This is a genomic window from Pseudomonas sp. IT-P260, from assembly GCF_949768395.1.
In the GTDB taxonomy this organism is placed as follows: domain Bacteria; phylum Pseudomonadota; class Gammaproteobacteria; order Pseudomonadales; family Pseudomonadaceae; genus Aquipseudomonas; species Aquipseudomonas parakoreensis.
Window position 1 is genome coordinate 254,327 of record NZ_CATKPO010000039.1, and the last position, 24,464, is coordinate 278,790.

At 61.3% G+C, this 24,464-nt stretch carries 21 protein-coding genes; 10 read left to right on the top strand and 11 right to left on the bottom strand.

Translation table 11 applies throughout. The features are described 5' to 3' along the window. Positions 1 to 4 precede the first annotated feature (4 nt). From ACM6HV_RS17620 to ACM6HV_RS17645, 6 genes are all read right to left on the bottom strand, one after another. Positions 5 to 1,432, bottom strand: a complete 1,428-nt coding sequence (locus ACM6HV_RS17620; protein ID WP_414904868.1) for a di-heme oxidoredictase family protein — start codon at positions 1,430 to 1,432, stop codon at positions 5 to 7. 318 nt (positions 1,433 to 1,750) lie between these two features. Continuing rightward, the gene (locus tag ACM6HV_RS17625; RefSeq protein ID WP_108183656.1) at positions 1,751 to 3,094 is read right to left on the bottom strand and encodes an imelysin family protein; all 1,344 of its coding nucleotides are present in this window, start codon (positions 3,092 to 3,094) and stop codon (positions 1,751 to 1,753) included. A gap of 228 nt (positions 3,095 to 3,322) precedes the next feature. Beyond that, the gene (locus ACM6HV_RS17630; protein WP_414904869.1) at positions 3,323 to 5,374 is read right to left on the bottom strand and encodes a putative bifunctional diguanylate cyclase/phosphodiesterase; all 2,052 of its coding nucleotides are present in this window, start codon (positions 5,372 to 5,374) and stop codon (positions 3,323 to 3,325) included. Between the two features lie 320 nt (positions 5,375 to 5,694). Beyond that, complete coding sequence (locus ACM6HV_RS17635; protein ID WP_003227660.1) at positions 5,695 to 6,291, bottom strand: superoxide dismutase; 597 nt, start codon at positions 6,289 to 6,291, stop codon at positions 5,695 to 5,697. A gap of 176 nt (positions 6,292 to 6,467) precedes the next feature. Beyond that, positions 6,468 to 7,070 carry a LysE/ArgO family amino acid transporter gene (locus tag ACM6HV_RS17640; RefSeq protein ID WP_086791803.1) on the bottom strand — a complete coding sequence of 201 codons (603 nt, stop codon included), beginning with the start codon at positions 7,068 to 7,070 and terminating at the stop codon, positions 6,468 to 6,470. Between the two features lie 6 nt (positions 7,071 to 7,076). Continuing rightward, positions 7,077 to 7,478 carry an ACT domain-containing protein gene (locus tag ACM6HV_RS17645; RefSeq protein WP_098965335.1) on the bottom strand — a complete coding sequence of 134 codons (402 nt, stop codon included), beginning with the start codon at positions 7,476 to 7,478 and terminating at the stop codon, positions 7,077 to 7,079. A 96-nt stretch (positions 7,479 to 7,574) separates the two neighbouring features. On the opposite strand from ACM6HV_RS17645, the gene ACM6HV_RS17650 reads away from it, so the two are divergent. The 4 genes from ACM6HV_RS17650 (at position 7,575) to ACM6HV_RS17665 (ending at position 11,562) form a co-directional block, all read left to right on the top strand. After that, positions 7,575 to 8,468, top strand: a complete 894-nt coding sequence (locus ACM6HV_RS17650) for a LysR family transcriptional regulator ArgP (protein WP_041068427.1) — start codon at positions 7,575 to 7,577, stop codon at positions 8,466 to 8,468. Between the two features lie 53 nt (positions 8,469 to 8,521). Further along, complete coding sequence (locus tag ACM6HV_RS17655; protein ID WP_047296149.1) at positions 8,522 to 9,514, top strand: NAD-dependent epimerase/dehydratase family protein; 993 nt, start codon at positions 8,522 to 8,524, stop codon at positions 9,512 to 9,514. A gap of 116 nt (positions 9,515 to 9,630) precedes the next feature. Beyond that, entirely contained in the window at positions 9,631 to 10,485 is an 855-nt protein-coding gene (locus ACM6HV_RS17660; RefSeq protein WP_239777999.1) for an ATPase, read from the top strand. Between the two features lie 231 nt (positions 10,486 to 10,716). Next, positions 10,717 to 11,562: a cache domain-containing protein gene (locus ACM6HV_RS17665; RefSeq protein WP_414904870.1), complete on the top strand. Its 846-nt coding sequence runs from the start codon at positions 10,717 to 10,719 to the stop codon at positions 11,560 to 11,562. A 127-nt stretch (positions 11,563 to 11,689) separates the two neighbouring features. Here the strand turns inward: ACM6HV_RS17665 and ACM6HV_RS17670 are convergent, their stop codons facing one another. Both ACM6HV_RS17670 and pobA read right to left on the bottom strand, forming a co-directional pair. After that, on the bottom strand, positions 11,690 to 13,207 hold the full coding sequence (locus tag ACM6HV_RS17670) for an MDR family MFS transporter (RefSeq protein ID WP_086791809.1): 1,518 nt from the start codon (positions 13,205 to 13,207) through the stop codon (positions 11,690 to 11,692). A 79-nt stretch (positions 13,208 to 13,286) separates the two neighbouring features. Then, positions 13,287 to 14,471, bottom strand: coding sequence for a 4-hydroxybenzoate 3-monooxygenase (gene pobA / locus ACM6HV_RS17675; protein ID WP_414904997.1), 1,185 nt, complete (start codon positions 14,469 to 14,471; stop codon positions 13,287 to 13,289). A gap of 187 nt (positions 14,472 to 14,658) precedes the next feature. Here pobA and ACM6HV_RS17680 point away from each other — a divergent pair, with 187 nt between their 5' ends. Then, positions 14,659 to 15,543, top strand: a complete 885-nt coding sequence (locus ACM6HV_RS17680; RefSeq protein WP_095668431.1) for a helix-turn-helix domain-containing protein — start codon at positions 14,659 to 14,661, stop codon at positions 15,541 to 15,543. Positions 15,544 to 15,679: 136 nt separating this feature from the next. Here ACM6HV_RS17680 and ACM6HV_RS17685 read toward each other — a convergent pair whose 3' ends face one another. Next, the gene (locus ACM6HV_RS17685; RefSeq protein WP_174376820.1) at positions 15,680 to 15,856 is read right to left on the bottom strand and encodes a hypothetical protein; all 177 of its coding nucleotides are present in this window, start codon (positions 15,854 to 15,856) and stop codon (positions 15,680 to 15,682) included. Positions 15,857 to 15,996: 140 nt separating this feature from the next. After that, positions 15,997 to 16,902: a LysR family transcriptional regulator gene (locus ACM6HV_RS17690; RefSeq protein ID WP_414904871.1), complete on the bottom strand. Its 906-nt coding sequence runs from the start codon at positions 16,900 to 16,902 to the stop codon at positions 15,997 to 15,999. A gap of 114 nt (positions 16,903 to 17,016) precedes the next feature. Here ACM6HV_RS17690 and ACM6HV_RS17695 point away from each other — a divergent pair, with 114 nt between their 5' ends. Together ACM6HV_RS17695 and ACM6HV_RS17700 are read left to right on the top strand one after the other, a co-directional pair. After that, positions 17,017 to 17,895, top strand: coding sequence for an MBL fold metallo-hydrolase (locus tag ACM6HV_RS17695; RefSeq protein WP_414904872.1), 879 nt, complete (start codon positions 17,017 to 17,019; stop codon positions 17,893 to 17,895). A gap of 220 nt (positions 17,896 to 18,115) precedes the next feature. Beyond that, the gene (locus ACM6HV_RS17700) at positions 18,116 to 18,730 is read left to right on the top strand and encodes an NAD(P)-dependent oxidoreductase (protein ID WP_414904873.1); all 615 of its coding nucleotides are present in this window, start codon (positions 18,116 to 18,118) and stop codon (positions 18,728 to 18,730) included. Positions 18,731 to 18,845: 115 nt separating this feature from the next. Here the strand turns inward: ACM6HV_RS17700 and ACM6HV_RS17705 are convergent, their stop codons facing one another. After that, complete coding sequence (locus tag ACM6HV_RS17705) at positions 18,846 to 19,727, bottom strand: LysR substrate-binding domain-containing protein (RefSeq protein WP_414904874.1); 882 nt, start codon at positions 19,725 to 19,727, stop codon at positions 18,846 to 18,848. Between the two features lie 225 nt (positions 19,728 to 19,952). On the opposite strand from ACM6HV_RS17705, the gene ACM6HV_RS17710 reads away from it, so the two are divergent. From ACM6HV_RS17710 to ACM6HV_RS17720, 3 genes are all read left to right on the top strand, one after another. Then, positions 19,953 to 21,590 carry a 5-guanidino-2-oxopentanoate decarboxylase gene (locus tag ACM6HV_RS17710; protein WP_414904875.1) on the top strand — a complete coding sequence of 546 codons (1,638 nt, stop codon included), beginning with the start codon at positions 19,953 to 19,955 and terminating at the stop codon, positions 21,588 to 21,590. Further along, positions 21,587 to 23,038 carry an aldehyde dehydrogenase family protein gene (locus tag ACM6HV_RS17715; protein ID WP_414904876.1) on the top strand — a complete coding sequence of 484 codons (1,452 nt, stop codon included), beginning with the start codon at positions 21,587 to 21,589 and terminating at the stop codon, positions 23,036 to 23,038. The genes ACM6HV_RS17710 and ACM6HV_RS17715 overlap by 4 nt, the downstream gene beginning before the upstream one ends. Positions 23,039 to 23,255: 217 nt before the next feature. Then, positions 23,256 to 24,359, top strand: a complete 1,104-nt coding sequence (locus ACM6HV_RS17720) for an ABC transporter substrate-binding protein (protein ID WP_027612490.1) — start codon at positions 23,256 to 23,258, stop codon at positions 24,357 to 24,359. The last annotated feature ends 105 nt before the right edge of the window (positions 24,360 to 24,464 follow it).

The following is a 24,464-nucleotide window of genomic DNA, read 5'->3' on the forward strand; positions in this document are numbered from 1 at the left end:
GTGTTTAAAGTGAGTTCAAGAACGCCAGCAGCGCGGCACGCTGTTCGGCGTTGAAAGACAAAACCTGTTGCTGCGCCTGCTGCGCTTCGCCGCCATGCCAGAGCACGGCTTCGAGCAGGTTGCGAGCGCGGCCGTCATGCAAAAACTGAGTGTGGCCGCTGACTGCCTGCGTCAGGCCGATCCCCCACAACGGCGGGGTGCGCCAGTCGCGGCCGGAGGCCTGGAATTCGCTGCGGTGGTCGGCCAGGCCGTCGCCCATATCGTGCAGCAGCAGATCGCTGTACGGGCGAATCACTTGATTGGCCAGTTCAGGTTCGGCGGCGTTGGCGGCGGTGGTGTATTTCGGGGTGTGGCAGGACTGGCAACCGGCCTGGAAGAACAGGTTCTTGCCGGCCAGCACTTGCTCGTCGTTGACGCCACGGCGCGCCGGCACCGCCAGGTTGCGGGTGTAGAACAGCACCAGACGCAGGATGTTGTCGCTGACTTCCGGCTCACCGTCCGGGGCATTGCCGTTCGGCGCCTGCTTGCACGCGGTTTGCGCGTCGGTGCAGTCATCGAAGGGGCGCAGGCTGGTCGTGAGGCCCATGTCTCCGGAAAACGCGTGGACATTCTGCTGATTGAGATTGGGTTGCCCGGCTTTCCAGCCGAATCGACCCATGACGGTCTTTTGCTGCGCGTCATCCCAGACCCGATTCGCTCGGCCCTTGATGCCGTTGTTCTCTTTGGCTTGCGCGGCGGCGTTGGCGAGTATCGCGTCCTCGGGAATCGCTTCGAGCAAGCCGAGGCCGATCATCGGCGGCGCAACCCGGGCCGAGAAACGCGTGTCCGGGTGCATCGGGCCGTAGCCCAACTGAGCGAATTGCAGCACCGGTTTGCGCAGCTCGACTTCGGTGCCGTCCTTGAAACGGACCGGTACCGGGGTGTACTCGACGCGCACCTTGCCTTCAGGCGTGACACCGGGCACGGCCATGTCCTGGAACTGGCCGCCGTAGACCGGCTCCGGCACCACGCCGAGTTGCTCGATGACGTTGGCATAGGCCGGCGAATCGGGAATCGACAGGCGCACCAGCATCGACACCGCGTTCGCCGCATCCGGCGCTGGCGGGTGTCCGCGGCCGTCCTTGATGTGGCAGTTCTGGCAAGCGTTGGTGTTGAACAGCGGGCCGAGGCCATCGCGGGCGGTGGTGGTCGACGGGGCGATCACCCACGGACTGCGGAAGAAACTGTTGCCGACACTGAAGTCGACCCGACGCGACGGCGGCAGATTGGCCGAAGGCAGCGAGAACGCATTCTGATCGGTCTTGCGCACGGTCGTCGCCCCGCCCGAACGCGCTTCACCGGGCTCAGCCTTGGTAAAGCGCGGGGCGTCATCGCAGGCACTCAGGCCCAGGGCCAGAAACAGTGCGGACAAGCGAAGCAGCAGCGAGGGCATCAGACTTCCTGCGGACGGGCGAAAACAAAGGCGCAAAGTCTAACAGGGCGAGTGAGTTTGAATAAGAGGAATTATCGTTTGCTTGATGTGGCGCAACTCTTGAAGCTCATGCAAACCCTGTGGGAGCGAGCCTGCTCGCGAAAGCGGTGTCCGCCGCGCTGACGATGTTGTACCCGGTGACGCCTTCGCGAGCAGGCTCGCTCCCACAGGGATTGGTGGTGTACCTGATATCCAACACACCATGGAGCAGGGTTTTGTGTACGGCTGGCATGAAAAAGGCGACCCGAAGGTCGCCTTTTTTGACGCAGACGCGCGTGATCAGAACTCGTGATCAGCGTTGTCCGGGTTCAGGTCGCTGATGCCCAGCTTGCCGGCAGCGGCTTCGATCGAACCGGTCTGCTTGACCAGCGCGGCGATGGCGTCACGCACGATCTGATTGCCGGCGGTGTTGCCGGCTGCGATCAACTGGTCGTAGTGCTCACCCTTGTTGGCGTGATCGACCATGACCTGGATCTTGGCTTCGGTAGCGGCCAGATCGGCTTTCAGCGCGGTGTCGGCAGCCGGGTCAGCCTTGGCCACCAGCGACGACAGGCTGGCGCCGGTCATCTTGGTCCCGTCAACCCGGGTGTACTCGCCCAGGTACACGTTACGAATGCCTTTGGCATCGTAGAAGTGCGAGTTGTGGGTGTTGTCGCTGAAGCAATCCTGTTCGTCTTCCGGCGAGTTGGCTTCCAGCGAAACCTTCATGCGCTCGCCCGCCAGTTCACCCAGGGACAGGCTGCCCATGCCGAACAGCATTTTGCGCAGACCGCTTTCAGCCGGCTCGGCTTCCAGGGTGGCGCGGTAGTTGTCCGCCACGTTCGGCTTCCAGTTGCCGACCATTTCTTCCAGGTCGCTGACCAGCAGTTGGGTCACGGCTTTGAGGTAGGCACGGCGACGATCGTTGTGACCGCCGGTGGCGCCTGCGCCTTCCAGGTAGTCCGACGCCGGACGGTTGCCGGCGCCCGGGCCGGTGCCGTTCAGGTCCTGGCCCCAGAGCAGGAATTCGATCGCATGGTAGCCTGTGGCGACGTTGGCCTCGGAGCCGCCCAGCTCGTTGAGGCTGGCGAGTTTTTCCGGGGTGATGTCCTTCACGTCGACCTTGTCTTCGCCGACCTGCACTTCAGTGTTGGCGATGATGTTGGCGGTGGCACCCGGGTTGCCCAGTGCGTGTTCGTAGGACTTGTCGACGTAGTCGATCAGGCCTTCGTCCAGCGGCCAGGCGTTCACCTGACCTTCCCAGTCGTCGATGATGGTGTTGCCGAAGCGGAACACTTCGCTCTGCAGGTAAGGCACGCGCGCAGCGACCCAGGCTGCCCGAGCGGCTTTCAGGGTGTCGGCGTTCGGCTTGGCGAGGAACGCGTCGACCGCGGTTTGCAGGGTTTTCGCAGTGGATTCGGCATCGCTGTAGACGGCGAAGACCATGTCGGCGTAGTGCGCAACCACAGCCTTGGCGGCGGCTTCATCGACTTTACCGGCAGCGGCGGGGGCCGGTGCAGCGGCGGTGCTGGCGGCCGGCGTCGGCGCGGCCGGGGCGGCAGCCTTGTCTTTGCCTTCGCCGCAACCGGCGAGGGAAATAGCGATGGCCAGCAGACTGGCGGTAGCCAGAGGCATACGAATCATGGCGAACATCCTGCTTCGGTAATGGAATGGACAGGGCGCGGGGGTGCGCAAAGCTGCGACATAATGCAAATCTTTCGCATTATGTGTAAAGGGTTGTGGCTGGAAATATTTCTTGTTTACGCCGGTGTGATGGCGCAGATCAAAAGATCGCAGCCTCGTTTCACTCGACAGCTCCTACAGGGGAATGCGATCCCTGTAGGAGCTGCCGCAGGCTGCGATCTTTTGACTTTATAAAATAGCCGCGTTGCTGCGTTGGGCTTGCTTGAGGTAGGCCGTCAGCTCCCGGGCCGGCAGCGGCTTGCTGTAGTGGTAACCCTGACCTTCGTGACAGCCTTCGGAGATGATGTAGGACTCTTGCTCGGCGGTTTCCACGCCTTCGGCGATCACCTGCATGCCCAGGCTCTTGCCCAGCTGGATGATGGCGCGAACGATGGTCGCATCGTCGTCGTCATCCAGCAGATCCTGGACGAAGCTCTTGTCGATCTTGATCTTGTCCAGCGGCAGACTTTTCAGGTAACTCAGCGATGAGTAGCCGGTGCCGAAGTCGTCGATGGCGATCAGCGCGCCGGAGCGGCGCAGGCTCAGCAGATGCTGGGCGGCGGTGCTGATGTCTTCCATCAGGCCGGTTTCGGTGACTTCCAGCTCCAGGCTGCGCGGCGGCAGGCGGTAAATCTGCAGCAGGTTGTTGACCACCCGCGGCAGCTCGGCGTGGTGCAGTTGCACGGTGGACAGGTTGACCGCCATGCGCAGGTCGACGAAGCCCTGATCGTGCCATTCCCGAAGTTGCTTGCAGGCCTGATCCAGCACCCACTCGCCGATGGCGATGATCGTACCGTTCTGTTCGGCCAGCGGAATGAACAGGTCCGGCGGCACCAGACCGTGTTCCGGATGCTGCCAGCGAATCAGCGCTTCGACCCCGACCACGCGGTGATCGCGGTAGCTGATCTGCGGCTGATAGACGAGGTAGAACTGGTTGCGAATCAGTGCGTCGCGCAGGTCTTTTTCCAGCTCGCGACGGCGACGCATCTCGCTGTCGACACTGGCGATGTAGAACTGATAGCGATTGCGCGAGCGGGTCTTGGCCAGCGTCATGGTCTGCTCGGCCTTCTGCAACAGCTTCTCGGTGCTGTCGCCGTCTTCGGGGAACAGGGTAATGCCGATGGTCGCGCGCAGTCGGATCTGCTGATGATCGAGGTCAAACGCCGCTTCCAGATCATCGAGGATGCTTTGCGCCAGTTCTGCCGCCTCGTAAGGCTGCTCGATATCGGCCTGCACCAGCGCAAACTGGTCGCCACCCAGTCGGGCGAGGGCGCCGAGGCGACCGCTGTGGGCGCGCAGGCGGTCGGCCAGCGCCAGCAGCAACTGGTCGCCGGTCTGGTAGCTGAACTGCTCGTTGATCCCTTTGAAATCATCCAGCCCCACGCACAACACTGCGACCCGGCGTTGCAGCTTGCCGGCGTCGACCAGAATCTTGTCCAGTTGCTGCTGCAATTGCTGGCGGTTCGGCAGGCCGGTGAGGAAGTCATACTGGGCCATGCGCAGCAGGCTGTTTTCCGCTTCGTGGCGCAGGTGGGTGTTGCGTTCGATGGATTCGAGCAACTGGTTGGCGGTGTTGATCCAGATCCCCAGTTCGTTTTTCTCATGGCCCTTGAGCTGCGGAATCTTGTGCTCGCTGGGGCGATCGGGATTGATTTCGGTGAGGTGCTCGATGATCCGCGACAGCGGCTTGGTCAGCAGCCAGTGGTAGACCAGATACAGCACCAGGCCCATGGCCAGGGCGCGCAATACGCCGGAAATGAAAATAATCACCGAACTGACGATGAAACTCTCGCCATAGGTGGCGGTGTCGAGGGTGATGCTCAGGTCGCCGTAATACTCGCTGTACGGGCCGCGACCGACCAATTGGGTGGTGAAGGTGCGTTCCTGACCAAGGATCAGATCGGTCAGCCAACGGCTGTTGGAGTGCTGCAACTCACGGGACTTTTGCGCGAGCATCGCTTCGTTGGGATGGCCGATGGAGGCCTGGCGCACGGCGTCGTCCTGGAACAGACCTTCGATCACCTGCATGCCCATTTCCCGGTCCAGGCTGTAGACGGCCTGCGTCGAGGGATCACGGAACATGTCGAGGATGCGCTGCGCGTCGCCGGCCACCGCCTGGCGGGTTTTATAGGCATCGAAAACAATCTGGGCGCAGCTCAAGACCACGCCGACGATCAATGCCGAAAGGAGCACGACCCGGAGCAACTTCACCGACAAGCTGTTCTTGAGTTCCAGCTTCAAAGGGTTATTCCTTGTTCCGTGCGGGTAGCGTCAAGTTGCCATGAGTATTGGCAATCCCGTGTTGGCAGTCAAAGGGACAATCAAGCCCAGGGATATTTGCCTGTGGCGTTGGCCGAAATGCAGCTGCCTGGAGTGTCTGCTCTATTTGTACTGTGTCGGTAGTTTTGGCCCTCAACTTGAGCAGGCTGGAACAAATTTTCGCTGATTTGATGGTAGCCCGCTGTGCTGCACCGGCAAGTGGCCGGAGACAGCGTTCATCGTGAGATACACGCAGGCATAAAAAACCCGGCAATAGCCGGGTTTTTTGACTGGCGCGCAGCTTAAGCGGTGAAGGTTTTGCCTTCGAACTGCTCGGCAACGAACTTCCAGTTGACCAGGTTCCAGAACGCTTCAACGTACTTCGGACGCAGGTTGCGGTAGTCGATGTAGTAAGCGTGTTCCCAGACGTCGCAGGTCAGCAGCGGGGTGTCGCCGCTGGTCAGCGGGTTGCCGGCGCCGATGGTGCTGGCCAGGGCCAGGGAACCGTCAGCCTTTTTCACCAGCCAGCCCCAGCCGGAACCGAAGGTGCCGATCGAGGTTTTGCTGAACTCTTCCTTGAACTTGTCGAACGAACCGAACGCTGCGTTGATGGCTTCAGCCAGTGCGCCGGTTGGTTGACCGCCGGCGTTTGGCGCCAGGCAGTTCCAGTAGAATGTGTGGTTCCAGACCTGAGCGGCGTTGTTGAAGATGCCGCCCGAGGAAGTCTTGACGATCTCTTCCAGGGTCTTGCCTTCGAACTCGGTGCCTGGCACCAGGTTGTTCAGGTTCACGACATAGGTGTTGTGGTGCTTGTCGTGGTGAAATTCCAGGGTTTCCTTGGAAATGTGCGGCTGCAGGGCATCGTGTGCGTAAGGCAGCGGCGGCAATTCGAAAGCCATGATGATTCTCCTAATCAGGTCTGTTGCGGTGAGCGCAAGGCCGATCACGGGCGGCCAGAAATGCACCGACGAGTTTTTACTCTTTGCGGCGCAGGGTTCGGATCATAGCACCGGGGTCAAGGCTTAACCACGCAACAACTGTGTGGGATAGAGGTTCCAGAGCTGTTTGGAATAAATCACTGCGCCAATATCAATTGCCCGGCGACCGTGAACATCATCAACGCCACCACCAGATCGAGAATCCGCCAGGTACTCGGCCTTGCCAGCCACGGCGCGAGCCATGCGGCACCGAGGGCAAGGGTGAAAAACCACAGCAGCGAAGCACTCGCCGCGCCCACGACATAAGCGCCCGGCACCGACTGCTGCGCGCCGAGAGAGCCGATCAGCAATACCGTATCCAGATAAACGTGCGGGTTGAGCAACGTCACTGCCAATGCGCTGAGCATTACCGCGCGCAACGAGCGTACGGTGTGGTTTTCGCCCTGATCCAGACTCTGTTTCGAGAACGCCCGGCGCAGCGCCTGGCTGCCGTACCAGATCAGAAAGACCGCGCCGCCCCAGCGGGCCACCGCGAGCAACGTCGGGTTCTGCGCCAACACAGTGGCCAGACCAAATACCCCGGCCGCCACCAGCAGCGCATCGCACGCCACACACAGCGCCGCCACCGGCAGGTGATGTTCGCGGCGCAGGCTCTGAGCCAATACGAAAGCATTCTGGGTGCCGATCGCCATGATCAGCCCCAAGGCCACCAATAGCCCGTTCACATAGCTTTGCCACATCAATAATTACTCCGCATTGGCTGCGAGATCGCGCAGCACGTGCATGGCGCGTTCGGCGTCAGCCTGACCGACAAACAAATGGTCGTGGTAATAACCGGCGATCACGTTGCAACTGATCCCGGCCTTTCCCAGTGCACTGGCGAACGCAGCAGTGAGGCCGACTGCTTCCAGTGCCGAATGCACGTTGAGGGTGATCCACGCCGCGACATAATCGAAAGCGAACCCGGCGTGTTCAGCCTGGGAGCGCTCGAGAATCACGGTCAGGCCTTCCTGCTCGCGGAAGCTGCCGACAATCTCCACACCGCTCGGCAACTGGCCGTCACGCAGGGTGCAGAACACGTATTCGCCGGCATTGAGCTGCGGGCTCATGCTGCGCAGCAGCGTCGTGAGAGAGGTTTCGCCAGCCATTGCCGTGTTCCTTGATAAAGAGTGCTTGCTGGCTATTCTCCGGTCGAAAGCGGTATAAGAAAAACCAATAGTGCTGATCGCTCATTAGGAAAACTGATGTTCGACTACAAATTGCTTTCCGCGCTGGCCGCCGTGGTCGAGCAGGCCGGATTCGAACGCGCCGCGCAGGTCCTGGGCTTGTCGCAATCGGCGATCTCGCAGCGGATCAAACTGCTGGAAGCGCGGGTTGGCCAACCGGTGCTGGTGCGCGGTACGCCGCCGTCGCCGACCGAGATTGGCCGACGCCTGCTCAACCATGTGCAGCAGGTGCGCCTGCTTGAGCGTGACTTGCAGACCCTGGTCCCCGCACTCGACGAGGAGGGCCTGCCGGAGCGTCTGCGCATCGCCCTCAACGCCGACAGCCTCGCCACCTGGTGGGCCGAAGCCGTGGGCGATTTTTGCGCCGAGCAGCATTTATTGCTGGATCTGGTGGTGGAGGATCAGACCGTCGGCCTCAAGCGCATGCGGGCCGGGGAAGTGGCGGCGTGTGTCTGCGCCAGCGAACGCCCGGTGGCCGGTGCGCGCAGCGTGTTGCTCGGGGCGATGCGCTATCGAGCGCTGGCCAGTCCGGCATTCATCGAGCGGCATTTCCCCGACGGGGTGCGCGCCGAACAGTTGCCGCGCACCCCGGCGCTGGTGTTCGGCCCGGACGATTTCCTCCAGCATCGCTATCTCGCATCGCTGGGTGTCGATGGCGGATTCGAGCACCATTTGTGTCCGTCCTCCGAAGGATTTGTGCGCCTGACCGAAGCCGGATTCGGCTGGGGACTGGTGCCGGAACTGCAAGTGCGCGAGCAACTGCAACGCGGTGTATTGCGCGAACTGTTGCCAGATAAACCGATCGATGTGCCGTTGTACTGGCATCATTGGCGCAATGGCGGTCAGCTGCTGGCCTTGCTGACCGAACAATTGCTACGTTCTTCATCGCGCTGGCTGGTGCCCTTGGGCTGACGATCAGCGTCAAGACAGACGTATCAGGTAAACGAAAGACATCGGAGCGTTACATGAAAATTCTGGTCACCGGCGCAAGCGGCTTCATCGGCGGACGCTTTGCGCGTTTCGCCCTGGAGCAGGGCCTGGACGTGCGGGTCAACGGTCGCCGGGCCGAAAGCGTCGAGCATCTGGTGCGCCGTGGCGCCGAGTTCGTCCCGGGCGATCTCACCGATGCGGATCTGGTGCGCGAACTCTGCGCCGACGTCGAAGCCGTGGTGCACTGCGCCGGTGCCGTCGGCTTGTGGGGGCGCTATCAGGACTTTCATCAAGGCAACGTGCAGGTCACTGAAAACGTCGTCGAAGCCTGTCTAAAGCAACGCGTGCGGCGGCTGGTGCACCTGTCGTCGCCGTCGATCTACTTTGATGGCCGCGATCACCTCGGTCTGACCGAAGAACAAGTGCCCAAGCGTTTCAAACATCACTACGCGGCCACCAAATACCTGGCCGAACAAAAGGTCTTCGGTGCGCAGGAATTCGGTCTGGAAACCATCGCCCTGCGTCCGCGCTTTGTCACGGGTGCCGGCGACATGAGCATCTTCCCGCGCCTGCTGAACATGCAGCGCAAGGGCCGTCTGGCGATCATTGGCGACGGTCTGAACAAAGTCGATTTCACCAGTGTGCAGAACCTCAACGAAGCGCTGCTCAGCAGTCTGCTGGCGGCCGGTTCCGCACTGGGCAAGGCCTACAACATCAGCAATGGCGCGCCGGTGCCGTTGTGGGATGTGGTCAATTACGTGATGCGCAAGATGGAAGTGCCGCAGGTCACCAAATACCGTTCGTATGGCCTGGCCTACAGCGTTGCGGCGCTCAACGAAGGCGTGTGCAAACTCTGGCCGGGCCGCCCGGAGCCGACCCTGTCGCGGCTGGGCATGCAGGTCATGAAGAAAAATTTCACCCTCGACATCAGCCGCGCCCGGCATTATCTGGACTACGATCCGAAAGTCAGCCTGTGGTCGGCCCTCGACGAGTTCTGTGGCTGGTGGAAAGCCCAGGACATCCGTTGATACAAGTCGCCCGGCCAGCACTGAACCGCACTGCCGCTTGAGGGTCAATCCCTGCGGCTGCGGCGGTTATACTTCGCAGCATTTAGCCATCACCGCGTTCCACAAAGGTTGCCTCAATGTCCATGCGTAACGATGCCAACGACGATTTCGACGATGTACCGAGCCTGCGGGCCGACACCTTTGACGACGATGACATTCCGCCCAGCGCCCGCACCTCGGTGCACTCGCGCACGCCGCCGGTGGTCAAGGTCAAGGCTGCGAGCACCGGGCCGTTGTGGGCACTGGTCGGCGCGCTGTTCTTCGCCTTCATCGGTCTGGCCTGGTGGAGTTTCCAGCAGATTTCGCTGATGGAGCAGCAGTTGGTGGCGACTCAGGAAAGCTTTGCGCGCATCAGCGAGGAAGCGGCGGGGCGGTTGCAAGACATTTCCGGCAAGGTGGTGGCCAGCCAGAGCAACGTCAACAGCGACAGCGAAGCGTTGAAGCTGCAGATCAAACAGCTGGAAACCCAGTTGCTGGATCAAAGCAAACAGCAGCAAGGCGTGGTCGGTCAGGCCAGCGATCTGGACAAGCGTCTGGCGCAAATGACCGCGCAGACCACCGAACAACAGAACGCCAATACCCAGTTGCAGGCTCAGGTCAAAGCCTTGAGCGCGGAACTGGCCACTCTGAAAAGCGCCCCGGCCGACACCGGCAAGGTCGACGCCCAGCTCAAGAGTTATGACGCCCAGCTGAAAAGCCTCGGCGCTGATATCACGGCGCTGAAGAAGCAGGGCAATTCGAACGCGGCGATCGAGCGTCTGGAGCAGGAAATCGTCGTCCTCAAAAGCGAACAGGACAACCGTCCGGCCGCTGCGCAGGGTGGTGGCAATACCGCCGAGTTCGACGCATTTCGTGGCCAGATGACCCGCAACCTCAACACCCTGCAGGCGCAGATCCAGAACCTGCAGCAGCAGATCAATGCCCGGCCGTAGGGCCTGATGAACTGTAGCCAGGGACCTATGTGGTGAGGGGATTCATCCCCGATGGGGCTGCGCAGCAGCTCCCAAACCATTAGCTCGGTGTGTCAGAAAATATGTGTTCTCTCCATCAGGGCTGCTGCGCAGCCCCATCGGGGATAAATCCCCTCGCTACAGGATGTGGCGCCCCGTCCGAGCCCAAGCCGTCTACGCTCTTGAAACACCAACAAGAACGAGGGATGCGTTATGGGGTTTCTGCATAAAGTGGCGTGGCTCGGGGTGATGCTTATTGTGGGGGCAGGGCAGGTCAACGCCGCCACACAAAAGGACGACAGCAAGGCCGCCATCGCTTTGCTGGAAAAGGCCCTGGCCTATTACCACGACAACGGTGACAAGGCCTTCGCCGCGTTCAGCCGTCAGGGCGAGTTCGTCGACAAGGATCGCTACGTGTTCGTGGTCGACACCAAGGGCGTGATGCTCGCCAGCGGCGGGCCCTCTTCAGCCTTGATCGGCCGTGACGTCAGCGAGGTGCTCGCGCCGGATTTGCAGAAAGCCTTCAAGGACGCTCTGCTGGTGCCGGAAGGCAACGGCATTCAACAGGCCGAATACCGCTGGCAGAACTGGGCCGACGGCAAGGTCGAGCGCAAACATGTCTACTACCAGCGAATCGGTCAGCGGATTCTGGCAGTCGGTTATTACCTGCCGCGTGCATCAGCCGAGCAGGCCAAGGCACTTCTCGACAAGGCTGCAACCGATCTGGGGAAAAACGAGAAGGGCACCCTGACCGCCATCAACTCGCTCAAAGGTGGTTATCTGCAGGATGACTTGTATGTGTTCGTGGTCGATCTGCAGACCCAACGCTACGTTGCCCACGGCACCAACCTGCGCCTGATCAACACCGACTTCAGCAAGATCAAGGATCCGGAAGGCAAACCGGTGGGCGAGCCGATGCTGGCGCTGATCGCCAATCAGGATGAGGGTGAATACGAATACCGCTGGAAAAACCCGGTGACCGGCAAGGTCGAGGACAAGCATGCGTACCTGAAGAAGGTCGGGCATTTTCTGGTGGCGGTGGGTTACTACAGCCCCTGAAAACACCATTGCCCCCCTGTGGGAGCAAGCCTGCTCGCGAAGGCATAGTGTCAGCTGACATCACAGTTGAATGACACACCGCTTTCGCGAGCAGGCTCGCTCCCACAGGTTTTCGTGGCGCTGGTGCCTATTTGGCGCCGTGCTCGCGCCCGCGCAGCAGGTTGTTCGGCATCGCAATCGCCGCCGCCAGCCCCAGCAACGACACCGCCGTACTCACCCACAGCAAATGGCGGAACGTCACCGAAAGCTCGGCACGCAAGGCGTTCTGCGCATCGCCCGGTGCGGCGTTCAAACCGTCGAGCAGCACGTTGCCCGAATGCCCTTCGCTGAGCAGCGAGTTGCTCGCCAGATGGGCGAAACTCGAATCCTGCAACAACGCCAGCAACAACGCCGACATCAAGGCCACACCCACCGCGCCGCCCAGCGAGCGGAACAGGTTGGTGGTGCTGGTGGCGACGCCAATGTCGCGCTGTTCCACCGAGTTCTGTGTGCCCACCAATGAAGTCGGGAACTGCATGCCGCCGGCAATCCCGCTGAGCAGCATGAACAGACTGCTGACCAGCGTCGCATCCGGTGGGCTGAACGCCATGCCGAGAATTGAAATCGGCATCAGGATCGCACCCGTCAGAATCTGGGGTTTGTAACGACCGGTCACCGAGGTGCGGCGTCCGGCAAAATAGGCGCCTATCGGCAGGCCCATCGCCAGCGGCAGCAAGTGCAACGCCGCCGCGTCGGCCCCGGCGCCGGTGACGCTCTGAAAGCGCAGCGGCATCAGCACGATCAGCGAGATCGCCTGAAAACTGGTGAAGAAAATCGTGCACCAGCACAGCAACGCGTTGCGGTTGGTGAACAGGTGCATCGGCAGCAGCGGCTCGCGCGCCCGGCGTTCATGCCAGACGAACACCGCCAGCACCAGCACCGCACAGGCGAACAAACCAAGCACTTCGCTGCTGCGCCACGAATGGCCCTGACCGACCTGAGTGATGGCCAGCAGCAACGCGGTCAAACCGATGATCATCAGCAGCGTGCCGAGGTAGTCGATGATCGGTTTGCGCTGCGGAATCGGTAGCCCGCGCAGGTTGCGATTGGCCACCCACCAGGCGCCCAGCCCCAGTGGCAGATTGATCAGAAACACCCAGCGCCACGACAGGTATTCGGTCATGTAGCCGCCGAGCACTGGCCCGGCGACGCTGGCCACCGCGTACATGCTGCTGAAGTAACCCTGATAGCGCCCACGTTCGCGGGGCGGGACGATGTCGCCGATGATCGCCTGACTGACCGAGATCATTCCGCCGGCGCCGATGCCCTGGAGAATCCGCGCCAGCACCAGTTGTTCCATGCTTTGCGCCATGCCGCAAAACAGCGAGGCGAGGGTGAACAGGCCCATGCCGAACAGCATCAGTTTGCGCCGTCCGTACAAATCGCCGAGCTTGCCGTAGATCGGCACGGCCACGGTCATCGCCACCATGTACCCGGAAATCACCCAGGCCAGCAGGCTGACGTCCTTGAACTGTGCGGAGATGGCGGGCATCGAGACGGCGACGATGGTCTGGTCCAATGCCCCGAGAAAGATCGCCAGCATCAGCGCGACCAGCACGCTGCGAATGGCCGGTTTGGGTGTTTCAGGCTGGTGAAGATTGGTCACGGGCGGAACCTGCGGGCAGTGAGAATCCCGCAGGCCATCGGGCGAGCGGGGATGCTCGCCAGTGTAAGTCGGTAGGAAGCTATTCGATAGCCTCATAAGGAAGCCCGACGTAATTTTCTGCAATGGTTCTTCGACCGGCTTCTGAACTGACGAAGTAGTCCAGTTCCGAGGCGCTGATCCGTTGGCTGAAAGCATCATGCTCGTCGAAACGGTGCAGCATCGAGGTCATCCACCAGGAAAACCGTTCGGCTTTCCAGACCCGGCGCAGGCAGATTTCCGAGTATTTCTCCAGCAGATCCGTGCGCCCTTCGCGATAAACCTTCAGCAGGATATTGAACAGCGTACTGACATCGCTGGCGGCCAGGTTCAGGCCCTTGGCGCCGGTGGGCGGCACAATGTGCGCGGCATCGCCGAGCAGAAACATCCGTCCGTACTGCATCGGCTCAACGACAAAGCTGCGCAGCGGCGCGATACTTTTTTCAATCGACGGGCCGGTGACCAGTTTTTCGGCAAGCGCGGCGGGCAGACGGGTTTTCAGCTCAGCCCAAAAACGCTCATCGGACCAGTCGGCAACGTTCTCCTCGGCCGGCACTTGCAGGTAATAACGGGTACGGGTGGCCGAACGCATGCTGCACAGGGCGAAGCCGCGTTCGTGACGGGCGTAGACCAGTTCTTCGTGCACCGGCGGAGTGTCGGCGAGAATTCCCAGCCAGCCGAACGGGTAGACCCGTTCGAAAATCTTCAGGCAGTCTTCGGGAATCGACTGCCGGGCCACGCCATGAAAGCCATCGCAACCGGCGATGTAATCGCAATCGACGCGCCAGGTTTCGCCGTCCTTTTCGAAGGTGACAAAGGCCTCGTCGCTTTTCATGCCGTGAGGAACGACATGGCTCGCCTCGTAAATCGTCGACGCACCGGCCTCCCGACGAGCGGCCATCAGGTCGCGCGTGACCTCGGTCTGGCCGTAGACCATCACGGTTTTGCCACCGGTCAGACCCTGCAGATCGATGTGGGCCAGACGCCCATCCAGGGCCAGATCGAAACCGCCGTGCACCAGTCCTTCGGCGTCCATGCGCTGGCCGACTCCGGCCTGGCGCAACAGCTCTACCATGCCTTGTTCGAGCACGCCGGCGCGAATCCGCCCGAGGACATAGTCGGGCGTCTGGCGTTCAAGAATCAGGGTGTCGATGCCGGCGTTGTGCAGCAACTGACCGAGGAGCAATCCGGAGGGACCGGCGCCAATGATGGCGACTTGGGTTTTCAGCGTTTTCATTGTTTTTATGACTCGCAAGCTTCACGCGACGTGAGTCGGTGAATGATTTTTATGGATCGAGTGCTTGCATTTTTCCCTTGCGGGTCTGTCAATTGAAGGTGAAAACTGAGCCGATACCTGTACATTCTGCCAATCGGTGCGATTATCGCCCGCAAACCTCGAGGCCTGGATTGAAGTGATGAACAAGCCTGACCTGCCTTCGATTCCGGTGTTCAAGCTCTACGGTGAAAGCCTGGACTGGCCGACCCCTGACTTGCTGCACTGTGAAACCATTTCCAAACGCAGCCGCGAACATCAATGGGAAATCAAACCCCACCGCCATGCCGATTTGTGCCAGTTACTCTTCGTTTTCAAAGGTCAGGCAGAGCTTGAAATCGAAGGTCAACGCACGCAGCTCAACGAACCCGCGATTCAAGTCCTGCCCCCGTTGTCGGTGCATGGCTTTCGTTTTTCCGAGGACGTCGAAGGTTTCGTCGTTACCCTCGCCAATCCGTTGATCAACCACCTGCAGGCGCAACTGGGCAATTCGGTGCATGCCCTGGCGCAGGCCGAGCACTATCCGGCGGGCAAGGATGCGCAGTACCTGCACAGTCTGTTTTCAGCATTGCAGGCCGAGTACAACGGCCATCAACCCGCGCGGGAAATGCTCATGCATTCGCTGGTCAGCGTGATCATGGTCTGGGTCAGCCGTCAGGCGATCGTGCGTCATAACGCCAGTCAGCGCCCACAACGCCAGCGCGAATACCTCAACGGTTTCATTCAATTGGTCGAGGAGACATACCGCCAGCATGTGAAGGTCGAAGACCTCGCCCATCGCCTGGGGATTTCGGTGTCGCACCTAAACGGTACTTGCCGGGAACTGGCAGGGCAGCCAGCCCTGCAGATCATGCACGAACGCCAGTTACTGGAAGCCAAACGTTTGCTGACGTACACCAGCATGACCATTTACGAGATGTCGGAATTGTTGGGATTTTCCGATCCGACCAACTTCACGCGCCTGTTCCGGCGCAGGGTGGGGATTTCGCCAAAGGCGTTTCGCGACCGGCTGAAGGCCGAGCAGTAAATCTGTTGCCACCACAAATCCCTGTGGGAGCGAGCCTGCTCGCGAAGGCGGTTTTTCATTCAGCATCGTTGTTGGCTGACACACCGCTTTCGCGAGCAGGCTCGCTCCCACAGGACCGCATTCCAGCTCAGGTCAATCAGCGCAACGCGTTCAGCGTCGCATTGTGCGGAATGCAGCGCTCGAAATTGCAGCTCGCATAATCGCGGGGCAGTTGTCGCAGTTGCTCGACCCGCCAGGCCGCAGTGCCGTACAGCGCCAGCGTAGCGGCGCAGGTGATGAAGATCGCGAAGTACCTTCTTGTTCTGATGTTCATGGCGTAGACCTCTGAACGCATACCCTGCGGTATTACTTTCAGCATAGAACAAGATCAAAAGATCGCAGCCTGCGGCAGCTCCTACATTTGGAATGCATTTCCTCTGTAGGAGCTGCCGAAGGCTGCGATCTTTTGCTTTTCTACAACCCCACATCCCACTCTGGATTCTCGGGAAACCGTTGCACCAGAAAATCCAGCATGCTGCGCAACGCCGCCGGCATGTGCTTGCGCGAGGCGTACACCGCGTAGATGTTCATCTGCCGTGGTTCGGCATCCGGCAGCAGACGCACCAGTTCTCCGGCATGCACATGCACCCCGGCCTGATAGGTCGGCAACATCGCCACGCCGGCACCGGCCAGGGTCGCGCGCAACAGGGTGCTGGCTTCGTTGGCGCTGATGTTGCCTTGTACCGGCACTGACACCGGTTCGCCGTCCTCTTCGAAATGCCACAGGCTCTTGCCGAAATACGAATGCGTCAGGCAGTTGTGCCGGCTCAGGTCCTCGACCCGCTGCGGTGGCGGATTGTCGCGCAAGTAGGCGGGCGCGGCGCAGACCACCGAACGACACACCGTCAGGCGCCGGGCGATCAGGTTCGGGTCCAGGTCATTGCTGGTGCGGATCGCCAGATCGATGCGTTCATCCACCAGGTTCACCGTGCGGTCGAGCATCTGCAGGTCGATGCTGACCCCGGGGTAGCGCTTGACGTACGCCGCCATCGCGTCGGCCAGTTGTGCCTGGCCAAACGAGGTGCTGACACTGATGCGCAGCAGTCCGCGCGGCGCATCGTGGGGTTCGCTGACAGCGGCCTGCATATCGCTTGAGAGTTCGAGCATCTGTCGGCAGCGCGGCAGGATTTCGCTGCCGGCGGCGGTCAGGCTCAATTTGCGCGTGGTGCGGTGCATCAGACGCGCGCCGACCCAGTCTTCCAGCTCCGCCAGATAGCGCGACACCACCGGCCGTGACAGGTCCAGATGATCGGCGGCTGCCGACTGGCTGCCCAGATCCACCACCGTGACAAACACGCGCATTGCTTGAAGACGATCCATGATTTGCCCGCTTTCAGAAACAAACTATGTTCAAGCATCGCATTTTTTGTACCGAGTCAGGCAACTAAGCTCTGTCCCATCGCCAAACACGGCATTCGGATCACGGAGCAACAGATGATCGGCTTCACCACCCTCAAGCGCGTTTTGCTGGCCACCGCCACCCTCGGTTTTGCGGCCCACGCCGCTGCCGCCAACCTGACCCTGGACGTTTATAACCCCGGCACCAACGCAATCTTCCCGGTGACCTCGGTGCTGGTCAGCGGCGAGAAAGACGCGATCCTGGTCGACGCGCAATTCGGCAAGGCCCAGGCCGAGCAGGTGGTAGAAAAGATCCGCGCCAGCGGCAAGCACCTGACCACCATTTACATCAGCCACGGTGACCCGGATTACTACTTCGGCCTCGACACCCTGACCCAGGCTTTCCCCGACGCGAAGGTACTGGCCTCGCAGCCGACCGTAGATCACATCAACAAAACCGTCGCCGGAAAACTCGCCTTCTGGGGCCCGAAAATGGGTAACGACGTACCGGCCAAAACCATCGTGCCGGGCGTGCTCAAGGGTGACAGCCTGATGCTCGAAGGGCAGAAACTGCAGGTGGTCGGCCTTGAAGGCAAACAACCGGATCGCAGCTTCGTGTGGATTCCGTCGCTCAAGGCTGTGGTCGGTGGTGTTGTGGTCGCAGAGAACATTCATGTGTGGATGGCTGATACCCAGACCGCGCAATCCCACGCCGACTGGCTGCAAACCCTGCACTCGATCGAAACCCTGAAGCCGAAAACCGTGGTGCCCGGTCACTTTCTGGGCGAGAGCAGCCGCTCGCTGGCCAGCGTGAAATTCACCGCCGACTACATTAAGGCTTTCGACGAAGAAACCGTCAAGGTCAAGGATTCCGCCGCACTGATCAAGGCCATGCAAAAGCGCTACCCGACACTCGGCGAAGAAAGCTCGCTGGAGCTGAGCGCCAAAGTCGCCAAGGGCGAAATGCAGTGGTAAGCCGATTGATCTGAAACACAGGTCGAGAGGACTTTTGTGGCGAGGGAGCTTGCTCCCGCTCGCCTGCGCAGCAGGCGTAAAACCTGCCAATGCGTTGTAGCTGAAACAGGCGGGGAGTGCTTCGCCCTCCAGCGGGAGCAAGCTCCCTCGCCACCGGGAATACCGCTTCAAGATTAGATTTATGCCGTCGTTGAAACTCTCAAGCCAACTGGAGAATGTCATGAGCAAGATCGCAATCATTGGTGCCACCGGTCGTGCCGGTAGCCAACTGCTGGAAGAATCCCTGCGTCGTGGCCACAGTGTCACCGCCATCGCCCGCGACACCTCGAAGATCGGCGCACGTGCCGGTGTGGTCAGCAAGAATGTCGATGTGCTGGACTCGGCGGCGCTGCAAGCCGCCGTCGCCGGTCACGACGTGGTGATCAGCGCCGCGCATTTCGCCACCGTACCGGCCAGTGCCGTGGTTGGCCCGGTGAAGCAGGCGGGCGTGAAACGTCTGCTGGTGGTCGGTGGTGCCGGTTCGCTACTGCTGCCGGATGACACCCGAGTGATCGACAGCGCCGGTTTCCCGGCCGAGTACAAAGCCGAGGCCAGCGCCGGGGCAGCGTTTCTCGATGCCTTGCGTCAGGAGAAGGAACTGGACTGGACCTTCCTCTCGCCATCGGCCGAGTTTGTCGAAGGTGAGCGCACCGGCAGCTTCCGCGTCGGCAAGGATCACTTGCTGGTGAGTGCCGAAGGTCGCAGCTGGATCACCTTCGCCGACTACGCGATTGCGCTGCTCGACGAAGTGGAAACGCCGAAGCATTCGCGTCAGCGGTTTACCGTCGGCTACTGACCTGCAACGCAATCCCTGTAGGAGCTGCCGCAGGCTGCGATCTTTTGACTTTGATTTTAAAAACAAGATCAAAAGATCGCAGCCTGCGGCGGCTCCTACAGGGGAATGTGGTGTTTCAGCGGGTATGCGCCTGCTCCACCAGCCAGATCATCAGTTCTTCCAGCTGCGGCGATGCCCCTGCACCCTGCGGCATCACCACGTAGTAACCCAGCCCCGTTTTCACCTTCAGCTCAAACGGCATCACCAGCCGCCCGGCGCGCAGGTCGTCGCCGATCAACGACCAGTCGCCAATCGCCACACCCGTCCCGTGGGACGCCATCGACATCGCCTGATCCAGCGTCTCGAAATGCTGGCCCGTGTTGACGTTGTTCAACTGCAATTCGGCCGCCGTCAGCCACACCGTCCAATCCTGCGTATCGCGGGTCGGATGCAATAGCAGATGCTGTTGCAGATCGGCCGGTTCGCTCAGCGCCGGTGGGCCTTTCAATAACGCAGGCGAACAGACCGGCGTCAGTTGCTCATCGAACAGATGCAGGGCAGTGGATGAGTTGTCCGGCGGCGTGCCGTAGATCACCGCCGCATCAAACTGCTCGCGCTGGAAGTCGACACCGTGGGCCAGTGTGGTGGTCAGTTTGACCGGCACGTCCGGGCGTTCCTTTTGCCATTGCAGCAGGCGCGGCACCAGCCAGCGCATCACGCAGCTGGGCGCCTTGAGTTGCAGGGTCTGACGCTTGCGCCCGATCTGCTCGCTGGCCTCGCTGATCAACCCGAAGATCTTTTCCACCCGCGGCAGCCATTCGCGCCCTTCGGCGGTCAGCTCCAGGCCTCGGGCCAGACGGATGAACAGCTCATACCCCAGATGATCTTCCAGCCCGGCGATCTGCCGGCTCACGGCGCCTTGGGTGATGTGCAACTGCTCGGCCGCCCGGGTGAAGTTGCAGCACTGCGCAGTGATCAGAAATGTGTGCAGGGCGGGCAGGGGAGGCAGTCGTTTCATGTGGATCCAAGGTATGACGTGAGGACATGGCTAGTATGACTTTTAATCGATTGTTGCCGCTACCTGCCGCCCGTTCAATGAGCCCATGTTCAGATCATGTGGGAGCGAGCCTGCTCGCGAAGGCTGTTTCACATTCAGCATTGATGTTGGCTGATCCAGCGCTTTCGCGAGCAGGCTCGCTCCCACACGGGATCTGTGTTTTTAGCTGACAGAAGGGCAATCGACATGGCGACGTGTGGCGAAGTACTGGTCAAGTTACTCGAGGATTACGGGGTCGAGCAGGTGTTCGGCATTCCCGGGGTGCACACCGTGGAGCTGTATCGCGGGCTGGCCCGTTCGAGCATCAACCATGTCACCCCACGGCATGAACAGGGCGCCGGTTTCATGGCCGACGGCTACGCGCGCACCAGCGGCAAACCGGGGGTGTGCTTCATCATCACCGGTCCGGGCATGACCAACATCACCACCGCGATGGGCCAGGCTTACGCCGACTCGATCCCGATGCTGGTGATCTCCAGCGTGCAGACCCGCAGCCAGTTGGGCGGCGGTCGCGGCAAGCTCCACGAGTTGCCGAACCAGAGCGCGCTGGTCGGCGGCGTGGCGGCGTTCTCCCACACTTTGATGTCGGCGGCAGAATTGCCGGCCGTGCTGGCCCGTGCCTTCGCGCTGTTCCAGGCCGGGCGTCCGCGTCCGGTGCACATCGAGATTCCGCTGGATGTGTTGGTGGAAGAGGCCGACGAACTGCTCGCCAGCGTCCCGGTCAATATCGACCGCGCCGGGGCTGCACCGGCTGCCGTTCGGCGCATGAGCGAACTGCTGGCCGGCGCTCAGCGTCCGCTGATTCTCGCCGGTGGCGGTTCCATCGATGCCGCCGCCGAACTCACCGAACTGGCCGAGTTGCTCGACGCCCCGGTGGCGCTGACCATCAACGCCAAAGGCATGTTGCCGACCAGCCATCCGCTGCTGATCGGCTCGACGCAAAGCCTGGTCGCCACTCGCGCACTGGTCGCCGATGCCGACGTGGTGTTGGCAATCGGCACCGAACTGGCCGAAACCGATTACGACGTGACCTTCGCCGGCGGCTTCGAGATTCCCGGCAAGTTGCTGCGCATCGACATCGACGCCGATCAGACCGTGCGCAACTATCCGCCGCATGTGGCGTTGGTCGCCGACTCGCGCAACGCTGCGCAAGCGCTGCTCGGGGCGCTGTCGCAGCAGGCGCTGGCCGAGCGGCGCAACGATTGGGGCCAGGTGCGGGCAGCGCGTCTGCGCGATGAGCTGGCCGCGACCTGGGATGCGCCAACCCTGGCCCAGACCCGTTTTCTGGAAACCGTGCTGCACGAGTTGCCGGACGCGGTGTTCGTCGGCGACTCCACGCAACCGGTGTACACCGGCAACCTTACCTTCAACCCGGAACGACCACGGCGCTGGTTCAACTCGTCCACTGGTTACGGCACCCTCGGTTATGCCTTGCCGGCGGCGATTGGCGCGTGGCTCGGTGGCGGCATTGAGGGTGGCGCTCGTCCGCCAGTGGTGTGCCTGATCGGCGACGGCGGCTTGCAGTTCACCCTGCCGGAACTGGCCAGCGCAGTTGAAGCGCGCACGCCAGTTATCGTGCTGCTGTGGAATAACCAGGGTTACGAAGAGATCAAGAAGTACATGGTCAACCGCGCCATCGAACCGGTCGGCGTCGACATCTACACCCCGGATTTCATCGGTGTGGCCAAGGCTCTGGGTTGCGCCGCTGAAGCGATCAGCTCGGTTGAGCAATTGCGTGGCGCGCTGCGTGCGGCGACTGACCGCCAAGGCCCGACCGTGATCGAAATCGACCAGACCCAATGGATGCAGGCGGTGGCCCAATGATCAACTTCCCAACCACCCTCGATGGTCTGTACATCAATGGTCAATGGTCCGCCGGGCGTGAGCACCTGCGGGTGATCAACCCGGCCACCGAAGCACTGCTGACCACGGTCAATGGCGGCGATGAACGCGCGGTTGATCTGGCCGTCAGCGCGGCCACTGCAGCGTTCAAGCGCTGGTCGAAAACCACTGGCGCCGAACGCGGCGCGATCCTGCGCAACATTGCCAACGGTGTGCGCAACGGTCGCGATCACCTGATGAAGTTGCAGTCGAGCAACAACGGCAAGCCACAGTTCGAAGCAGCCATCGATGTCGATGATGTGATCGCCACCTTCGAGTATTACGCCGGTTTGGCCGAAGGCCTCGACGCCCAACTCGACAGCAACGTGGCGCTGCCCAGCGACGATTTCAGCGCGCGTCTGCGTCGTGAACCGTGCGGTGTGGTCGGGCTGATCGTGCCGTGGAATTTTCCGATGGTCACCACTGCGTGGAAGCTCGCACCGGCCTTGGCCGCCGGTTGCTGCGTGGTGCTCAAACCCTCGGAAGTCACGCCGCTGCCGGAGCTGGAACTGGCGGCGATCATTGCTGAATCCGGTCTGCCCGAGGGCGTGTTCAACCTGGTCTGCGGCACCGGTCTGGCGGTGGGTGCGCCGCTGTCGGCGGATCCGCGCATCGCGAAAATTTCCTTCACCGGCAGCAACGCTGTCGGCGTGCAAGTGATGCAGCGTGCCGCCGAAACCGTGAAGGGCGTGAGCCTGGAGCTGGGTGGCAAATCTTCGCTGCTGGTGCTCGAAGATGCCGATCTGGAACTGGCCGTGGAACTGGCTTGCGGCGGCGGTTTCTTCAATGCCGGGCAGATGTGCTCAGCCACCAGTCGCGTGCTGGTCGCCGATGAGCTGGCCGATGAATTTCTTGAGCGTCTGCAAAAGCGCGCGCTAGCGATTCGCGTGGCCGACCCGTTCGACCCGGACGTGGAGATGGGCGCACTGGTCAATCAGGCGCAATACCAGCGCGTGCTCGGCCACATCGATCGCGGTTTGAGTGCCGGGGCGAAGCTGGTGTGCGGCGGCAATCGTCCGGCGCATCTGCCGCGCGGTTATTTTTTGCAGCCGACGGTGTTCACCGACGTGCCCCTCGACAGTGCGTTGTGGTGTGAAGAGATTTTTGGCCCGGTGCTCTGTGTGCGCCGTTTCGGCAGCGAAGCCGAGGCGATTGCCTTGGCCAACGACAGCCAGTTCGGGCTGGTCGCCAGTGTGGTGACGCGTAACGCCGAGACTGCCGACCGCGTCGCCAACGCCCTGCAGGCGGGGCTTGTATGGCTCAACGCGCCGCAAGTGATCTTCCCGCAGACGGCGTGGGGCGGCTACAAGCAGAGCAGCATCGGCCGTGAATTGGGGCCGTGGGGCCTGGCTGCGTTTCAGGAAATCAAACACGTGATCCGGGCGCTCTGAACGCCCGAAAAAGGTGAGCGCATGCCTCGCAACGAGGCATGCGTCGGTGTCATGGCTTCGATGAGTTTTTATCGATAGTCAGGTGTATTGCACGACCTCAGGATGAACCCGTCGGCTGCGCTGCAGGCCTTTGAATACAAGGCCTGCAGCGGATCCGGCCGCGCGGATGCAACGGTTGCGACCAACCTCATACTTAAAAGAACAAAGGGAGTCCTTCATGGGCGAGCATGATCTGAACAGGCGTCAATTCATTAAAACCGTCGGCGTCGCCTCGGTAGCGGCGGCGGCCCTGAGCATGCCCTTCATCCGGGCCAGCGCCAGCGACACGCGGTTTGCCGGCAAGACCCTGCGTTTGCTGACCTGGTCGGATGACACCGGCCTCGCCGCACTGCGCAACATTGCCGCCACCTTCGAGGCCAAGACCGGCGCCAAGGTCATCGCCGACCGCACTGGCAGCACCTCGGAAATGGTCGCCAAACTCAAGGCCGGAGGTGACCGTCCGCAGTACGACATCATCACCCTGGCCGGGGTCGGCGCTGAAGGTCTGGCCGCCGCCGGGCTGCTGGAAAAACCCGACCTCAACCGTATTCCCAACCTGATCGACGTACCGGAAAAATACCGCACCGGCGCCAACGGGCATGGCATCGGTTACCTGCTGTGGTGCAACAGTCTGGTCTACAGCACCCGGACCCTCAAACAGGCACCGGACAGTTACGCCGCGCTGTGGGATGCCGATCTGGCGCCGAACATTTTCCTGCCGCCGCCGAACTGGACCGAGGCGATGGACCTGATCATCATCGCCGCGAAACTGGCCGGCGGTGACGAACACAACATCGAGCCGGGCTTCAAGAAACTCGCCGAGCTGAAGGATCGCGTGGTCACCCTCGGCGAGAACCCGAACCAGATCGCCGAGCTGTTCCGCACCGGTTCCCTGGACATGGGTGGTTTGTACGCCCCGGCGTTTTTCCCCAAGCAGATCCGTGACCCGAACTACGGCCTCGGTGCCACGTTTGGCATGAAGGAAGGTTTCTACACCGACCTGATGCTCTCGGTGATGCCGAAGAACCGTCCGGGCGACACCGATCTGGCGTATGCCTTCATCGACCACTCTCTCGACCCGCTGGTGCAGGGCAAGATGGCCGAAGACATCTTCAACGGCCCGGTCAACGCCAAGGCGATCATCTCCGCGGAAGCGCGCAAGAGCCCGTACATCCTCACGCCGGAGCAGATTGCCGAGAAGGCGATCATGCACGACAACGCCTTCCTGGCGACTGTGCATGACCAATGGATTCGTCGTTATACGGAAATTTTTTCTTCCTGACCCTAACACCTCCTGTAGGAGCTGCCGAAGGCTGCGATCTTTTGCCTTTGATCTTCTTTGCGCAGATGAGGATCAACAGCAAGATCAAAAGATCGCAGCCTTCGG